Source organism: Brevundimonas sediminis, from assembly GCF_048799765.1.
GTDB lineage: Bacteria > Pseudomonadota > Alphaproteobacteria > Caulobacterales > Caulobacteraceae > Brevundimonas.
In genome coordinates this window covers 42,124-55,511 of record NZ_JBLYQK010000008.1, presented here as the reverse complement: position 1 = coordinate 55,511, position 13,388 = coordinate 42,124, and the positions used below count along the sequence as shown (strand labels likewise).

13 protein-coding genes are annotated in these 13,388 nt (G+C 70.3%); all 13 read right to left on the bottom strand.

Annotation, left to right across the window (positions count from 1 at the left end):
* Window positions 1-108 precede the first annotated feature (108 nt).
* Window positions 109-1,053: a homoserine kinase gene (locus tag ACLQ7T_RS06765; RefSeq protein ID WP_420478735.1), complete on the bottom strand. Its 945-nt coding sequence runs from the start codon at window positions 1,051-1,053 to the stop codon at window positions 109-111.
* A 2-nt stretch (window positions 1,054-1,055) separates the two neighbouring features.
* On the bottom strand, window positions 1,056-2,798 hold the full coding sequence (locus tag ACLQ7T_RS06760; RefSeq protein WP_420478734.1) for an amino acid kinase family protein: 1,743 nt from the start codon (window positions 2,796-2,798) through the stop codon (window positions 1,056-1,058).
* 94 nt (window positions 2,799-2,892) lie between these two features.
* Window positions 2,893-3,015, bottom strand: coding sequence for a hypothetical protein (locus tag ACLQ7T_RS06755; RefSeq protein WP_420478733.1), 123 nt, complete (start codon window positions 3,013-3,015; stop codon window positions 2,893-2,895).
* A 124-nt stretch (window positions 3,016-3,139) separates the two neighbouring features.
* Window positions 3,140-4,240, bottom strand: a complete 1,101-nt coding sequence (gene leuB / locus ACLQ7T_RS06750) for a 3-isopropylmalate dehydrogenase (RefSeq protein ID WP_420478732.1) — start codon at window positions 4,238-4,240, stop codon at window positions 3,140-3,142.
* Window positions 4,240-4,824: a 3-isopropylmalate dehydratase small subunit gene (gene leuD / locus ACLQ7T_RS06745; protein WP_420478731.1), complete on the bottom strand. Its 585-nt coding sequence runs from the start codon at window positions 4,822-4,824 to the stop codon at window positions 4,240-4,242. The genes leuB and leuD overlap by 1 nt, the downstream gene beginning before the upstream one ends.
* Window positions 4,817-6,229, bottom strand: coding sequence for a 3-isopropylmalate dehydratase large subunit (gene leuC, locus ACLQ7T_RS06740; RefSeq protein WP_420478730.1), 1,413 nt, complete (start codon window positions 6,227-6,229; stop codon window positions 4,817-4,819). Before leuC ends, leuD begins: the two co-directional genes overlap by 8 nt.
* On the bottom strand, window positions 6,222-7,187 hold the full coding sequence (locus tag ACLQ7T_RS06735; protein ID WP_420478729.1) for a branched-chain amino acid transaminase: 966 nt from the start codon (window positions 7,185-7,187) through the stop codon (window positions 6,222-6,224). Before ACLQ7T_RS06735 ends, leuC begins: the two co-directional genes overlap by 8 nt.
* On the bottom strand, window positions 7,171-8,400 hold the full coding sequence (locus ACLQ7T_RS06730; RefSeq protein ID WP_420478728.1) for a 2-isopropylmalate synthase: 1,230 nt from the start codon (window positions 8,398-8,400) through the stop codon (window positions 7,171-7,173). Before ACLQ7T_RS06730 ends, ACLQ7T_RS06735 begins: the two co-directional genes overlap by 17 nt.
* Window positions 8,397-8,660 (bottom strand): ACT domain-containing protein, encoded by a 264-nt coding sequence (locus ACLQ7T_RS06725; protein ID WP_420478727.1) that lies wholly within the window; start codon window positions 8,658-8,660, stop codon window positions 8,397-8,399. Before ACLQ7T_RS06725 ends, ACLQ7T_RS06730 begins: the two co-directional genes overlap by 4 nt.
* Window positions 8,661-8,662: 2 nt before the next feature.
* A complete protein-coding gene (gene ilvG / locus ACLQ7T_RS06720; RefSeq protein WP_420478726.1) occupies window positions 8,663-10,366 on the bottom strand; it encodes an acetolactate synthase 2 catalytic subunit in 1,704 nt (567 codons plus the stop codon).
* Between the two features lie 3 nt (window positions 10,367-10,369).
* Window positions 10,370-11,383: a ketol-acid reductoisomerase gene (ilvC, locus tag ACLQ7T_RS06715; protein ID WP_420478725.1), complete on the bottom strand. Its 1,014-nt coding sequence runs from the start codon at window positions 11,381-11,383 to the stop codon at window positions 10,370-10,372.
* A gap of 3 nt (window positions 11,384-11,386) precedes the next feature.
* Window positions 11,387-13,132, bottom strand: coding sequence for a dihydroxy-acid dehydratase (gene ilvD / locus ACLQ7T_RS06710; RefSeq protein ID WP_420478724.1), 1,746 nt, complete (start codon window positions 13,130-13,132; stop codon window positions 11,387-11,389).
* Window positions 13,133-13,232: 100 nt separating this feature from the next.
* Window positions 13,233-13,385 (bottom strand): hypothetical protein, encoded by a 153-nt coding sequence (locus tag ACLQ7T_RS06705; protein ID WP_420478723.1) that lies wholly within the window; start codon window positions 13,383-13,385, stop codon window positions 13,233-13,235.
* Window positions 13,386-13,388: the final 3 nt, after the last annotated feature.

The window sequence follows — 13,388 nt, the reverse complement described above, 5'->3', positions numbered from 1 at the left end:
CCAGCGTGACGCAGGCGTATCGGGGGTGGCGTTCGCTCTCCGCCGGAAGGCTCCCGTCATCCAAAGCACCGGGGCCCGGCTTTCGCCGGGATGAGCGGGCTTTTGTATTCAGGCCGCCAGGGCCTGCTCCGTCCACCAGTCGAGCCGACGCAGGAAGGGCGCGGGATCCTTGGGCGTGACCAGACGCGTCGGGTCGTGGAACAGCCGGTCATGCAGGCGGGTCAGGGTGAAGCGCACCGCCGCGATCGCGCCGAGCGCCGGCAGGGCGGCGGCTTCGGCGGGCGCCAGCGGCCGCATGCTCTCATAGCCGGAGCGGAACGCGGCCAGGGCGCCCGGCAGGGGCAGGCCGTCGGCGTCGAACCCCCAGGCCGACAGGGCGATGGCCAGGTCGTAGGCGAAGGCGTCGGTGCAGCCGAAATAGAAGTCGATCAGCCCGCTGGGCGCGTCGCCGTCGAACAGCAGGTTGTCGGGGAAGTAGTCTGCGTGGATCGGCCCGCGCGGCAGGGCGGCGCCCGGATCGGCGCAGGGTCCGGTCACCCACGGAGCCATGCGATCCAGCAGGGCGTTGTCGGCGGCCTCCGCCCGGGTCAGGCAGCGGTCGAACAGGGCGCGACGGGCGGCGGGGCCGACCGGGTTGTCCCGTGTCAGCGGGAAGTCGACGGCGGCGAGGTGCAGCCGGGCCAGAAGGGCGCCGGCGGCATGCTGATGCGCCGGCGTCGGTCCCCGCTTCCAGGCGCCGGGCAGCCATTCGAGGACGGCGGCGGGGCGTCCGTTCAGGGCGCCGACCGCCTCGCCGTCGGCGGCGACGAGGGCGCGGGCGCAGGGCAGGCCCCGGTCGGCGGCGTGGGCGGTCAGGCCGAGACAGAAGGGCAGGGCGGCGGCGTCGGTGCGGCCCTCGAACAGGGTCAGGACGAAACGGCCCCGGTCCGTGTCGAGCCGGTAGTTGGTGTTTTCCACCCCCTCCGCAATGGGCGTGAGCGCGACAAGGCCCAGCCCGTAGCGACGAATGAAGGGCTCGGCGTCGGCCTCCTCGACAGGGGTGAAGACCGCCATCGTCAGGCGACTTTCGACAGGCGGGCGGCGGCCAGATCGGACAGGTCGGCCAGCAGGCTTTCGGCCGTGGCCCAGCGTCCCGCGCCGCGGCCGCGGCGGCGTACGGCCGATCCGTCAGACGAAACCACCTTCAAGGCGTTGCCCTCTCCCTTCAGCTCCGCGAACAGCGGATCGAGCTGGCCCGACACCAGCCGCACGGCGGCGACCAGCTTGCCGTCTTTCAGCTCGCAGCGACAGAGCTGCCGTGATCCGGCAGGCGGCAGGGCGGCCGGGTCCAGGACGTCACGGGGGATGTCGACCTCGTCCGGCATGACGCCGAAGGCTTCGAACGACAGGAGCCGGACCTTGGCCAGGGCGTCCAGGCCTTCCAGATCGGAGGAGGGATCCTCCTCGGCGAAGCCGGCGGCGCGGGATTCCGCCAGGGCCTGATCGAAGGAGGCGCCCTCACCGAGACGGGCCAGCATGAAGTTGACCGTGCCGTTGAGCACGGCCTCGAAGGCGGCGATGCAGCCCTCGTCGCGGGCCGCCCGGACGGCTTCGACCATGGGAACGCCGCCGCCGACCGAGGCGGACCACAACAGGCGCGCGCCGTTGCGGTCGGCCAGCTCCAGCAGGGCGTCGGGATCGGCGCTGACCGCCTGTTTGTTGGCCGTCGCCACGTCGACGCCGCGGGACAGCGCCGCCACGATCACGTCGTAGCCGGCCTTCGCTTCCGACAAGGCCTCCAGGACAATGTCGGGGCGGCGGTCCAGCAGGGCCTCGGCGTCGCTGACCAGCAGGGGAGCGAGCCGCGCGTCGGCGGCGCCGGGCACGTCGCGGGGCTTGGACGGATCGCGGACAAGGACGCCGACGACGTCGAGGCGGGGGTCGACCAGCAGCCGCGCCAGGGCCCCGCCGCCGACCACGCCGCAGCCGGCCACGGCGATGCGCAGGCGGCGAGGGGCGGGCGCGGGTTTCGGTGGTGCGCCGACCGGGCCGACGACCGTGCGATGGCCGTCGAGGTAGTTGCGGACCTCGACCTTCAGCTTGCGCGCTTCGGCGAGATCGAGCGCGTCCGGCTGGACCAGACCGCCGCCCAGGGCCTTGGCCTCGGCCCAGCTGGCTTGGTCGTAGCGACGGGCGTCGGGGTGGAGGTTCGGATCACGGTCGTAGAGGCCGTCGACATCCTTCACCAGCTGAACGCTGTCCAGCTCGAGCTCGGCGGCGAGGAACAGGGCCGTCAGGTCCGACCCGCCGCGGCCCAGCAGGACCACCTGTCCTTCAGGCGAAACGGCGCCGAAGCCGGGGACGACCACCACCTCATGCTTCAGCAGGGCGCGGTCGAGGGCGGCGCGATCAAGGGAGACGGGGCGGGCGTGCTCGCACGGCCCTTCGGCGACGAGCCCGAGTTCGCGGACGGTCAGCGTCGCGGCGCTGAGGCCGACCCGGTCGCAGGCCAGGGCGACGAGGGCTGCGGACCGTTCCTCGCCCTGCACGACGTAGGCGGGGAGGAGGCTGTTGTCGTGCGCCAGGCCCAGGGCGCGCGCCTCGCCCAGAAGACGATCCGTCTCGCCGGCGAGGGCCGACACGACGGCGACCACCCGGCGCCCCCTGCGGACCTCGGCATAGATGTCAGACGCCACCTTGGGGGCGTCGGCGGGATCGACGAGCACGGAGCTGCCGAACTTCATCACCACGACCTCGGGGGCGGCGGCGGGCAGGGGGGCGGAAGCGGGGCGTTCCAGGACGGCGAGACTGGCGGACATGAGGGGGTCTTTCGGAGAGATCTGGAAAAGAAAAACCCCGCCCGGGGCGATCCGGGCGGGGCTGGGTTTTTGCGTTCCTGAGCTTCGGTGCGCGCTAACCTGTCCCCGCCGGAGCGGTGATGGTGGTGGTGCCGGTGGTCATGCCGATGACGCGCGCGGTCGCGCCGCCGCACGAGGCGGTCGAGGCGATGGCGATACGGGCGTCGAGGCGGCTCACGGCGGACCTGCTCGGTTGAAGTTCGGAAGGGAGGCTGACCGACAAGACGGGGGTCCGTCAACCCGAAAGGTGGAAAATTGCGCCCCGACCGCCACTTCCGGGCGGGCGGAGCACGGTTCTTTCGTCAGGCCCAGTGCATCTGGACCCGATGGGCGGCGGCCCAGTGGATGGCGCGGATGCCGTCGATGACCGCGTTGGCCGCGGCCCGGGTGCCCAGCTCTCCGCCCAGATCGGCGGTGACGGCCCCGGCGGACAGGACGGCGGCGCAGGCGGCCTCGATGGAGGCGGCCTCGTCCTCCAGCCCCAGGCTGTGGCGCAGCAACAGGGCGGCGGACAGGATGGTGCCGACCGGATTGGCCTTGTCCTGGCCGGCGATGTCGGGGGCCGAGCCGTGGATCGGTTCGAACAGGCCCGGGCCGCCGGAGCCCAGCGACGCCGACGGCAGCAGGCCGATGGAGCCGCCCAGCACCGAGATCTCGTCGGACAGGATGTCGCCGAACATGTTCTCGGTCAGGATGACGTCGTAGTCGCGCGGCTTGCGGATCAGGTGCATGGCCATGGAGTCGACCAGGGCGTGCTCCAGCTCGCTGCGCGGGAACTCCTCGGCGTGGACGCGGCTGACGACCTCGCGCCACAGGCGGCTGGTCTCCATGACGTTGGCCTTGTCGACCGAGGTGACCTTGCCGCGCCGCTGCTGTGCGGTCTGGAAGGCGGCGCGGGCCACGCGCTCGATCTCCGGCACGGTGTATTCGCACAGGTCGGTGGCGCGGTCGGCGGTGCGGGTCTTTTCGCCGAAATAGATGCCGCCCGTCAGTTCACGGAAGACGATCAGATCGACGCCCTCGACGATCTCCTTCTTGAGCGGCGAACGGTGGGCCAGAACCGGCGAGACCTGCAGCGGACGCAGGTTGGCGTACAGGCCCATAACCTTGCGCAGGCCCAGCAGGCCTTCCTCCGGACGGCGCTTGCCGCCATCCCACTTGGGTCCGCCCACGGCGCCCAGCAGGACCGCGTCGGCGGCCAGACAGGCGTCGGCGGTTTCGGGCGGCAGGGGGTCGCCGGTGGCGTCGATGGCCGCGCCGCCGATCAGGTGTTCGCTGAAGTTGAAGGTGTGGCCGTAGAAATCGCCGATCACCGTCAGAACAGCGCGGGCCGCATGGGCCACTTCGGGGCCGACGCCGTCACCGGGCAGGACGACGATGTTGTAGGTCTTGGGGGCGGACATCAGGCGGTTTCCGTTTGGCGTTCAAAGGCTTCAATGGCGGGCAGGCGGGCTTGCAGCCAGCCGAGGGTGTCGACCCCGTCCAGCAGACACTGGCGGGCGAAACTCTCCACCGTGAATGCGACAGGCGCTGCATTGCCGCGCTGGATGGTGGAGGTTTCCAGATCGATGGTGATCGGCTGGTCGGCGTGGGCGGCGAGGTCATCCCAGGTCGCCTGATCGACGACGATGGGCAGGAAGCCGTTCTTCAGGGCGTTGGAGGTGAAGATGTCGGCGATCCCGGTCGAGACCACGGCCCGGAAGCCGTAGTCCATCAGCGCCCAGGGGGCGTGCTCGCGCGAGGAGCCGCAGGCGAAATTCTTCCCGGCCAGCAGGATGCGGCGCTCGCTCGGATCGATGCGGTTCAGGACCGCTTCCGGCTTCGGCGAGCCATCGGACTCATAGCGCCAGTCATAGAAGGCCCAGGCGCCCAGCCCTTCACGGCTGGTGGTGCTCAGGAAGCGACCCGGGATGATCTGGTCTGTGTCGATGTTCGACTGCGACAGGACCACGGCTTTTGAGGTCAGGGATTTGAAGGGATCAGGCATCGACCTTCTCCTGCAGGAAGACGCGGGGGTCGGTCAGGACGCCGGTGACGGCGGTCGCCGCCGCGGTGGCGGGGCTGGCCAGGATGGTGCGCGAGCCGGGGCCCTGGCGGCCTTCGAAATTGCGGTTGGAGGTCGAGACGGCCAGCTGGCCGGGCGCGACCATGTCGCCGTTCATGGCCAGACACATGGAGCAGCCCGGGATGCGCCATTCGGCCCCGGCCTCGATGAAGACCTGGTCCAGGCCTTCGGCCTCGGCGTCGCGGCGGACAGCCTCCGAGCCGGGAACGACCAGCATGCGCAGGCCCGGCTTGACCTTGCGGCCGCGCAGGACCTCGGCGGCGGCGCGCAGGTCCGGCAGGCGGCCGTTGGTGCAACTGCCGATGAAGACGACATCGACCGCATGGCCGGTGGTCGCCTCGCCGGGCGTGAAGCCCATATAGGCCAGGGCCTTTTCACCCGAGGCGTCGCGCGGGGCGGGGACGGGCTCGCCGATGGCCGAGCCTGCGTCCGGGGTGGTGCCCCAGGTGGCCATGGGCCGGATGGCGGCGCCGTCGATGTGGACTTCGGCGTCGTAGGTCGCGCCGGGGTCGGAGGCCAGCGACAGCCAGTCCGCGACGGTCTGGTCCCAGACGGCGGCGTCGGGGGCGTGCTTGCGGCCCTTCAGCCAGTCCACCGTGGTCTGGTCGGGGGCGATCATGCCCGCGCGGGCGCCCGCCTCGATCGACATGTTGCAGACGGTCATCCGCCCTTCCATGTCCAGCGAACGGATCGCCTCGCCGGCGTATTCAACGACGAAGCCGGTGCCGCCGCCGAAGCCCAGGCGGGCGATGACGGCCAAGGCGACGTCCTTGCCCGAGACGCCCGGCTGCAACTGCCCGTCGACGGTGACGCGCATGGTCTTCGGTTTGCGCTGCAGCAGGCACTGGGTGGCCAGGACGTGGCCGACCTCGGAGGTGCCGATGCCGAAAGCCAGGGCGCCGAAGGCGCCGTGAGTGGCGGTGTGGCTGTCGCCGCAGACGACAGTCATGCCGGGCTGGGTCAGGCCCAGCTCCGGTCCCATGACGTGCACGACGCCCCGGTCCGCCGAGTCCCAGCCCGCCAGCGACACGCCGTGGCGGGCGCAGTTGGCCTCCAGCGTCTCGACCTGCGCCTTCGACGCCGCCGTGTAGTAGGGCCGCTCGCCGTTGGCGTCGGCGGGCAGGGTGGGGGTCGAGTGGTCCAGGGTCGCGAACGTGCGGTCGGGGCGACGCACCTTCAGGCCGCGGCTCTCGATCTCGGAAAAGGCCTGCGGGCTGGTGACCTCATGAACCAGATGCAGGTCGATGTAGAGCACCGCCGGGGCGTCCGGCGTTTCCGCCTGCACCACGTGCCGGTTCCATACCTTTTCGAACAGGGTCTCAGGCATATTCGGCCTCACGCTGCGGAGCCGGGGCAGGGGCGCCGATCGGCTCCAGCCAGTTGTGGCGGTCGGGCGTGGCGCCGGTGAACAGGCCGCGGAAGGCGGCGTTGACGGCCCTGGTCACCGGGCCCGGGCCGGCGGCGCGGGTGGTGATGCCGTCGACCGAGCGCACCGGGGTGATCTCGGCGGCGGTGCCGGTCATGAAGATCTCGTCGGCGACGTACAGGGCCTCGCGCGGCAGGATCTGTTCGCGGGTCTCGTAACCCAGGCCACGGGCCAGCTTCAGCACGCTGTCGCGGGTGATGCCCATCAGGATGGAGGCGGCGGCGGGCGGGGTGACGATCTCGCCGTCCTTGACGATGAACAGGTTCTCTCCGGCGCCCTCGGACAGGCGACCGTCGACGCCCAGGGCGATGCCCTCGCCGAAGCCGCCGACGCGGGCCTCGCGCCCGATCAGATAGGAGGACAGGTAGTTGCCGCCCGCCTTGGCGCCCGAGGGCACGGTGTTAGGGGCGATGCGCGACCAGCTGGCGACGCAGGCGTCGACGCCCTTCTCCAGCGCCTCCTCGCCCAGATAGGCACCCCACGGGAAGGCGGCGATGGCGACGTCGACGTTCATGTTGTCGGGCGACGGGGTGACGCCCATGCCGCAGGCGCCCAGGAAGGCGATGGGACGGATGTAGGCCGACTTCAGTCCGGTCGAGCGCACGGTGGCGCGACAGGCCTCGACCAGTTCGTCCACCGTATACGGCAGCTCGAAATGATACATGCGGGCGCTGTCGAACAGGCGGCGGACGTGGTCGGTCAGGCGGAAGCCGCAGGGGCCGTCGGGGGTGTCATAGACGCGGATGCCCTCGAACACCGAGGTGCCGTAGTGCAGGGCATGGCTCATCACGTGAACCTTGGCGTCGGCCCACGGCGTCAGTTCGCCGTTGACCCAGATGTGCTCAGCCAGCGGCTGCATAGGCGTACTCCTGTGGGCGGGTGGCGTCCGGGCGCGAGGCCTCGATGATCGCCAGCAGTTCCTTGTCATTGATCTCGCCGATCTCGTCGGCGCGGCGTTTGAAGCCGGCGAAGGCGGCGGCCAGATGGGCGCCGGATACGGGCTGGCCCAGGGCCTCGGCCCGCTTGGCCACGGCGTGGCGACCCGAGTGCTTGCCCAGCACGAACCAGGTGCCTTCGAAGCCGACGTCCTGGGGACGCATGATTTCGTAGGTCGACGGATCGGCCATCATGCCGTGCTGGTGGATGCCCGCCTCGTGGGCGAAGGCGTTCAGGCCGACGATGGCCTTGTTGCGCACGACCGGGGTGTGGGTGATCTCGCTCAGCAGGCGGCTGGCGCGAACCAGGTGGGTGCAGTCCACGCCGGTGTGCAGGCCGTAGCGGTCCGAGCGCGTGCGGATGGCCATGACCATCTCCTCGATCGAGGCGTTGCCGGCCCGCTCACCGATGCCGTTGATGGCGCCTTCGACCTGACGGGCGCCGGCCTCGACGGCCGCCAGTGAATTGGCGACAGCCATGCCCAGATCGTCGTGACAGTGGGCCGAGAAGACCACGTGCGGATGGCGCACGCGAACGGCGGCCATCAGGTTGCGGTAGATCTCGGCGATCTCGCCCGGGGTCGAATAACCGACGGTGTCGGGGATGTTCAGGGTCGTGGCGCCCGCCGCCGCAGCGACCTCGCACACCTCGGCCAGGAACTCCGGCTCGGTGCGGATGGCGTCTTCGGGGCTGAACTCCACATCCTCGAACCGGGTGCGGGCATAGGCGACCGAGCGCTCGGCGGCGGCCAGCACCTCGGCCCTGGACATTTTCAGCTTGGCCGACCGGTGGATCGGGCTGGTGCCCAGGAAGATGTGGATGCGGCGTTCCTCCGTTCCCGACAGGGCGCGCCAGGCGGCGTCGATGTCCGCCTCGTTCGAACGGGCCAGCGAGCAGAAGACCGGGCCCTCGACCTCGCCGACGACGCGACGGATGCCTTCCTCGTCGCCGGGGGAGGCGGCGGCGAAGCCGGCCTCGACCACATCGACCTTCAGGTCAGCCAGAACGTGGGCCATGCGGACCTTGTCGTCCGGGCCCATGGAGAAGCCGGGCGCCTGTTCCCCGTCGCGCAGGGTGGTGTCGAAGACGACGACCTTGTCCGGATCGGCGGCGACGGCCTGTTGGACCCGGGTCATGCCGCTACCTCGGGATGGAAGGTCGAGGTGGGAGCGCTGACGCGGGTGACGCCGAACAGCTTGTCGATCTGGCGGCCCAGGGTTCGGGTGCAGCGCGCCTCATCGCGGCCGCGCACGGCCATTTCGATCCGGCGGGCGGGGCCCTCATCACGCATGGTGATGCCGTCGATGTGGAAGCCGCGGCGCTCCACCAGACCGATCAGGCGCTGGAGCGAGCCGTCGGCGCGGTCAATGTGCAGGTGCAGGGTGTCGGAGCTCATGGTCAGGCGCCTTCCATCATTTCGGCGTTGTTCTTTCCGGGCGGGACCAGCGGCCACACGTTTTCCCGGGGATCGATGATCACGTGCGCGAGGCAGGGGCCGTCGGCGGCCAGCAGGCGGGCGATCCCGGCCTCCACCTCCTCGCGCCGGCTAATTCGGAAGGCCTCGATCCCGAAGGCCTCGGCGACCTTCACGAAGTCCGGATTGTCGGACAGGTCGATCTCCGAGTAGTTGCCGTCGAAGAACAGCTCCTGCCACTGGCGGACCAGGCCCAGCGAGCTGTTGTCCAGCAGCAGGACCTTCACCGCGACGCCGTAGCGACGCAGGGTGGCCAGTTCCTGCACGTTCATCATGAAGCCGCCGTCGCCGGCGATGACGACGACCGTGGCGTCCGGGTCGGACAGCTTGGCGCCGATACCGGCGGGCAGGCCGAAGCCCATGGCGCCCAGACCGCCCGAGGTGATGTGGGATTCCGGCCGGGCGAAGCGACAGTGCTGCGCGGCCCACATCTGGTGCTGACCGACGTCGCAGGCGGCGACGAAGTCGTCACCGGCGGCCTCCGAGATCGCCTTCAGCAGGGCCGGGGCGTAGACGCCCTCGCCCGGGGCGTCATAGCGGAAGGCGGTGTTGCGGGCCCGGCTGGCGCAGTGGATCATCCACGGATCGATGGCCGGGCCGCGACCGGCCAGACGGGCGGTCAGGGCCTCGATCCCCGGCGCCAGTTCGCCCTGGACCGGGATCCAGGTCTCCCGCAGCTTGCCGATCTCCGAGGCGTCGATGTCGAAATGGATGACCCGGGCATGGGGCGCGAACTCGGCCAGCTTGCCGGTGGCGCGGTCGTCGAAGCGGGCGCCGAAGACGATCAGCAGGTCGGCGTCCTGCACCGCCTCATTGGCCGCGCGCGTGCCGTGCATGCCCAGCATGCCCAGCATGCCGGGGGCGTCCGTCGGGATGGTTCCCAGCGCGTTCAGGGTGGCGACCGACGGGATGCCGGTGGCGTCGGCGAAGGCGCGGACCTGTTCGACGGCGCCGCCGATCTTCACGCCGCCGCCGATATAGATCAGCGGGCGTTGGGCGCCGCGGATCGCCTCGGCCGCGGCGGCGATGGCGTCATGGTCGGTCGGGATGGTCTCGTTGGGATAGCTGAAGCCGAAATCCTCGGTGGTCTGGCCGACCTGGACGTCCTTGGGCAGATCGACCAGCACGGGACCCGGACGTCCCGAGGCGGCGATGTGGAAGGCTTCCTCGATGGCGGCCGGAACGTCGGCCGGATCGCGGACCAGGATGGAGTGCTTCACGATCGGCAGGGTGACCCCCAGGATGTCGATCTCCTGGAAGGCGTCGGTGCCCATGACGCCCTGGGCGACATTGCCGGTGATGCAGACGACCGGGATGGAATCCATCATCGCATTGGCGATGCCGGTGATCAGATTGGTGGCGCCGGGGCCCGAGGTGGCCATGCAGACCCCGACCTTGCCGCTTCGGCGCGCATAGGCGTCGGCGGCAAAGGCGGCGGCCTGTTCGTGCCGGACCAGGATGTGGCGCAGCTTCGACCCGGCCAGGGCGTCATAGACGGGCATGATCGCGCCGCCCGGATAGCCGAACACGACCTCCACCCCCAGTCGCTCCAGGGTGGAGACGAGCAGGCGGGCGCCGCTCCGGGGAGCGGTTTCGGGCGCGGTCATGCGGGCGGCGGAGGCGGTCATGGTTCAGGCGGCTTCCGATTTGGGGGCGTGCAGCCAGGCCATGCGTTCACGCAGCCTGGCGCCGGTCTGCTCGATGGCCTGCTCGCCGTCGGCCTTGACCCAGGCGTCGTAGCGGGGCTTGCCCGCCTCGTTCTCGGCGATCCATTCGCTGGCGAACTGACCCGACTGGATCTCGTCCAGAATGGTCTTCATGCGGGCGCGGGTTTCGTCGGTGATGACGCGCGGGCCGGACTTGACCGAGCCCCACTTGGCCGTCTCCGAGATGAACTCGTTCATCTTGGTGATGCCGCCCTCGTAGAACAGGTCCACGATCAGCTTCAGCTCGTGCATACACTCGAAATAGGCGATCTCGGGCTGGTAGCCGGCCTCGACCAGGGTGTTGAACCCGGACATGACCAGCTCCTTGGCGCCGCCGCACAGGACGGCCTGTTCGCCGAACAGATCGGTCTCGGTTTCCTCGCGGAAGGTGGTCTCCAGCAGGCCGCCGGTCGCGCCGCCGTTGCCCTTGGCGTAGCCCATGGCGCGGTCGCGGGCCTTGCCGGTCGCGTCCTTCTCGATGGCGAACAGGGAGGGGACGCCCCGGCCGCGCTGGTATTCGCGACGAACCAGATCGCCCGGACCCTTGGGGGCGACCAGGATGACGTCCATGTCCTCGCGCGGCGTGATGCGGCCGTAGATGATCGAGAAGCCGTGGGCGAACAGGATGGCCGAGCCGGGCTTGGCGTTCGGCTCGATGATGTCGCGATAGACCTCGGCCTGGATCATGTCCGGGGTCAGGATGGCGATGATGTCCGCGCCCTTGACCGCCTCGGCGGGCTCGGCGGTCGGGACGCCGTCGGCGGTGGCGTTCTTCCAGCCCTTGCCGCCGTGGCGGACGCCGGCGACGACGTCGTGGCCGGAGTCCTTCAGGTTCTGGGCGTGGGCCCGGCCCTGCGAGCCGTAGCCGATGATGGCGATGCGCTGGCCGGCGATGGCGCCGGGGCGAATGTCGTCGTTGGTGTAGATGGTGATGGCCATGGGTCAGGCGTCCTCTCGGGCGGATCGGGTTTCGGTCTCGGCGGGACGCTGGACCGGAGGCGGGTTGGGGATGGTCACGGCGCCCTGGGCGGCCGAGGCCACCGCGGCGCGGTATTTGGCGAAGACCCCGTGCGCCGGACGGATCGATCGGGGGGCGAAGTCCGCCCGGCGCGTCGCCAGATCGACGCCGATGACGTCGATGCGGCGGTGGGTGACGTCGATGGCGATGCGATCGCCATCGCGGATCAGGGCGATGGGGCCGCCGACGGCGGCTTCCGGCGAGACGTGGCCGGCGACGAAGCCGTAGCTGGCGCCCGAGAACCGGCCGTCGGTGATCAGGGCGACGTTGTGCACGCCACGGCCCTTCAGGGCGGCGGTGACCTGCAGCATCTCGCGCATGCCCGGACCGCCCTTGGGGCCTTCGTAGCGGATGACGATGACGTCGCCCTCGCCGACCGAACCGTCCTGGACGGCGTGGAAGGCGTCTTCCTCGCTGTCGAAGACGCAGGCCGGGCCTTCGAACCGGTCGACCTTGTGGCCGGTCAGCTTGATGACCGCGCCGTCGGGAGCGACGTCGCCGTAGATGACGGCGAAGCTGCCGCGATCCATGACCGGGGCCTCGAAGGTGGTGACGACCTGCTGGCCGGGGGTCTCCTCGGCGTCGGCGGCTTCGGCGAACAGGCTGCGGCCCGAGACGGTGGGGGCGTTCACGATCTTGCCCGCCTCGGCCATCCGTTGGGTGACCAGACGGGTGCCGCCGGCCGCGAACAGGTGCGATGCCAGGAAGCGGCCGCCCGGCTTCAGGTCACAGATGACCGGGGCGTCGACGCAGGCCTGATGGCAGTCCTCGACGCCGAACTCGACCCCCGCTTCAGCGGCGATGGCGGTCAGGTGCATGACGGCGTTGGTCGAGCCGCCCGAGGCCGAGACGGCGACGGCGGCGTTCCGCAGCGAGGCGCGGGTGATGTATTTGCGGGCGCTGTCGCCGGCGAAGACGCGCTCGACGATCAGGCGGCCGCAACGCTCGCCCTCGGCCGCTTTGGCGGGATCGACGGCGGGGACGTCGTTGGCGCCCATCGGCGACAGGCCCATGACCGACAGGGCCATGGCCATGGTGTTGGCGGTGAACTGGCCGCCGCAGGCGCCGGCGCCGGGGCAGACCGCCGTCTCGACCGCCTTCAGGCCGGCGTCGTCCAGGGCTCCGGCGGCATGGGCGCCGATGGCCTCGAAGATCTCCTGAACCGAGACCTCCTTCTGGCCGATGGTCCCCGGCATGATGGTGCCGCCGTAGTAGACCAGACCCGGGATATCCATGCGGGCCAGGGCCATGGCGGCGGCCGGAATGGTCTTGTCGCAACCGACGATGCAGATCACGCCGTCCAGCTGGTGGCCCTCGACGGCCAGCTCGATGCTGTCGGCGACGACCTCGCGGCTGATCAGCGAGGCCTTCATGCCCGGGGTGCCCATCGAGATGCCGTCGGTGACGACGATGGTGTTGAAGTCGACCGGATAGCCGCCCGCGGCGATGATCCCGGCGCGCACATCGGCGGCCAGGCGGTCCAGGTGCATGTTGCACGGGGTGACCGAGGACCAGGTGTTGACCACCGCGATCATCGGCTTGTCGAAGTCGGCGTCCTGCATGCCGGCCGCGCGCAGATAGCTGCGGGCCGCCGCGCGGTTCGGACCGGCGGTGACGGCGCGGCTTCTGGCGTTGGGAGGCCGATCGTTCGAGGTGAAATCTTGCGTCATTGCGAAGGGTCGTTCCGGGGGTGTCCGGACCGCGCGCAACAAAAAACCCGCTTCCTGGGTGGAAGCGGGTGGCTGCGGGCGATCCTGAGGCTGGGTTAGGTCAGGTCGCGTGCGTCCACGCCGCTCCGGTAAGGAGGACGAGAATTACCGAGAGAATAAGGGTGTTCAGGGCCAGTTCAATCGACGGCGCGCGCACGGCCGCGATCGCCTTGGCGGCGCTCTTGCGGTCAGCGATGTGGACGCGATTGGCCACGGG

Bases quoted from the DNA above. Each gene is read 5' to 3' on its own strand.
- leuD (WP_420478731.1), bottom strand. From the start codon at position 4,824: ATGCCTGATCCCTTCAAATCCCTGACCTCAAAAGCCGTGGTCCTGTCG.
- ACLQ7T_RS06725 (WP_420478727.1), bottom strand. From the start codon at position 8,660: ATGAGCTCCGACACCCTGCACCTGCACATTGACCGCGCCGACGGCTCG.
- ACLQ7T_RS06760 (WP_420478734.1), bottom strand. From the start codon at position 2,798: ATGTCCGCCAGTCTCGCCGTCCTGGAACGCCCCGCTTCCGCCCCCCTG.
- ACLQ7T_RS06735 (WP_420478729.1), bottom strand. From the start codon at position 7,187: ATGCAGCCGCTGGCTGAGCACATCTGGGTCAACGGCGAACTGACGCCG.
- leuC (WP_420478730.1), bottom strand. From the start codon at position 6,229: ATGCCTGAGACCCTGTTCGAAAAGGTATGGAACCGGCACGTGGTGCAG.
- ACLQ7T_RS06765 (WP_420478735.1), bottom strand. From the start codon at position 1,053: ATGGCGGTCTTCACCCCTGTCGAGGAGGCCGACGCCGAGCCCTTCATT.
- ACLQ7T_RS06730 (WP_420478728.1), bottom strand. From the start codon at position 8,400: ATGACCCGGGTCCAACAGGCCGTCGCCGCCGATCCGGACAAGGTCGTC.
- ilvG (WP_420478726.1), bottom strand. From the start codon at position 10,366: ATGACCGCCTCCGCCGCCCGCATGACCGCGCCCGAAACCGCTCCCCGG.
- ilvD (WP_420478724.1), bottom strand. From the start codon at position 13,132: ATGACGCAAGATTTCACCTCGAACGATCGGCCTCCCAACGCCAGAAGC.
- leuB (WP_420478732.1), bottom strand. From the start codon at position 4,240: ATGTCCGCCCCCAAGACCTACAACATCGTCGTCCTGCCCGGTGACGGC.
- ilvC (WP_420478725.1), bottom strand. From the start codon at position 11,383: ATGGCCATCACCATCTACACCAACGACGACATTCGCCCCGGCGCCATC.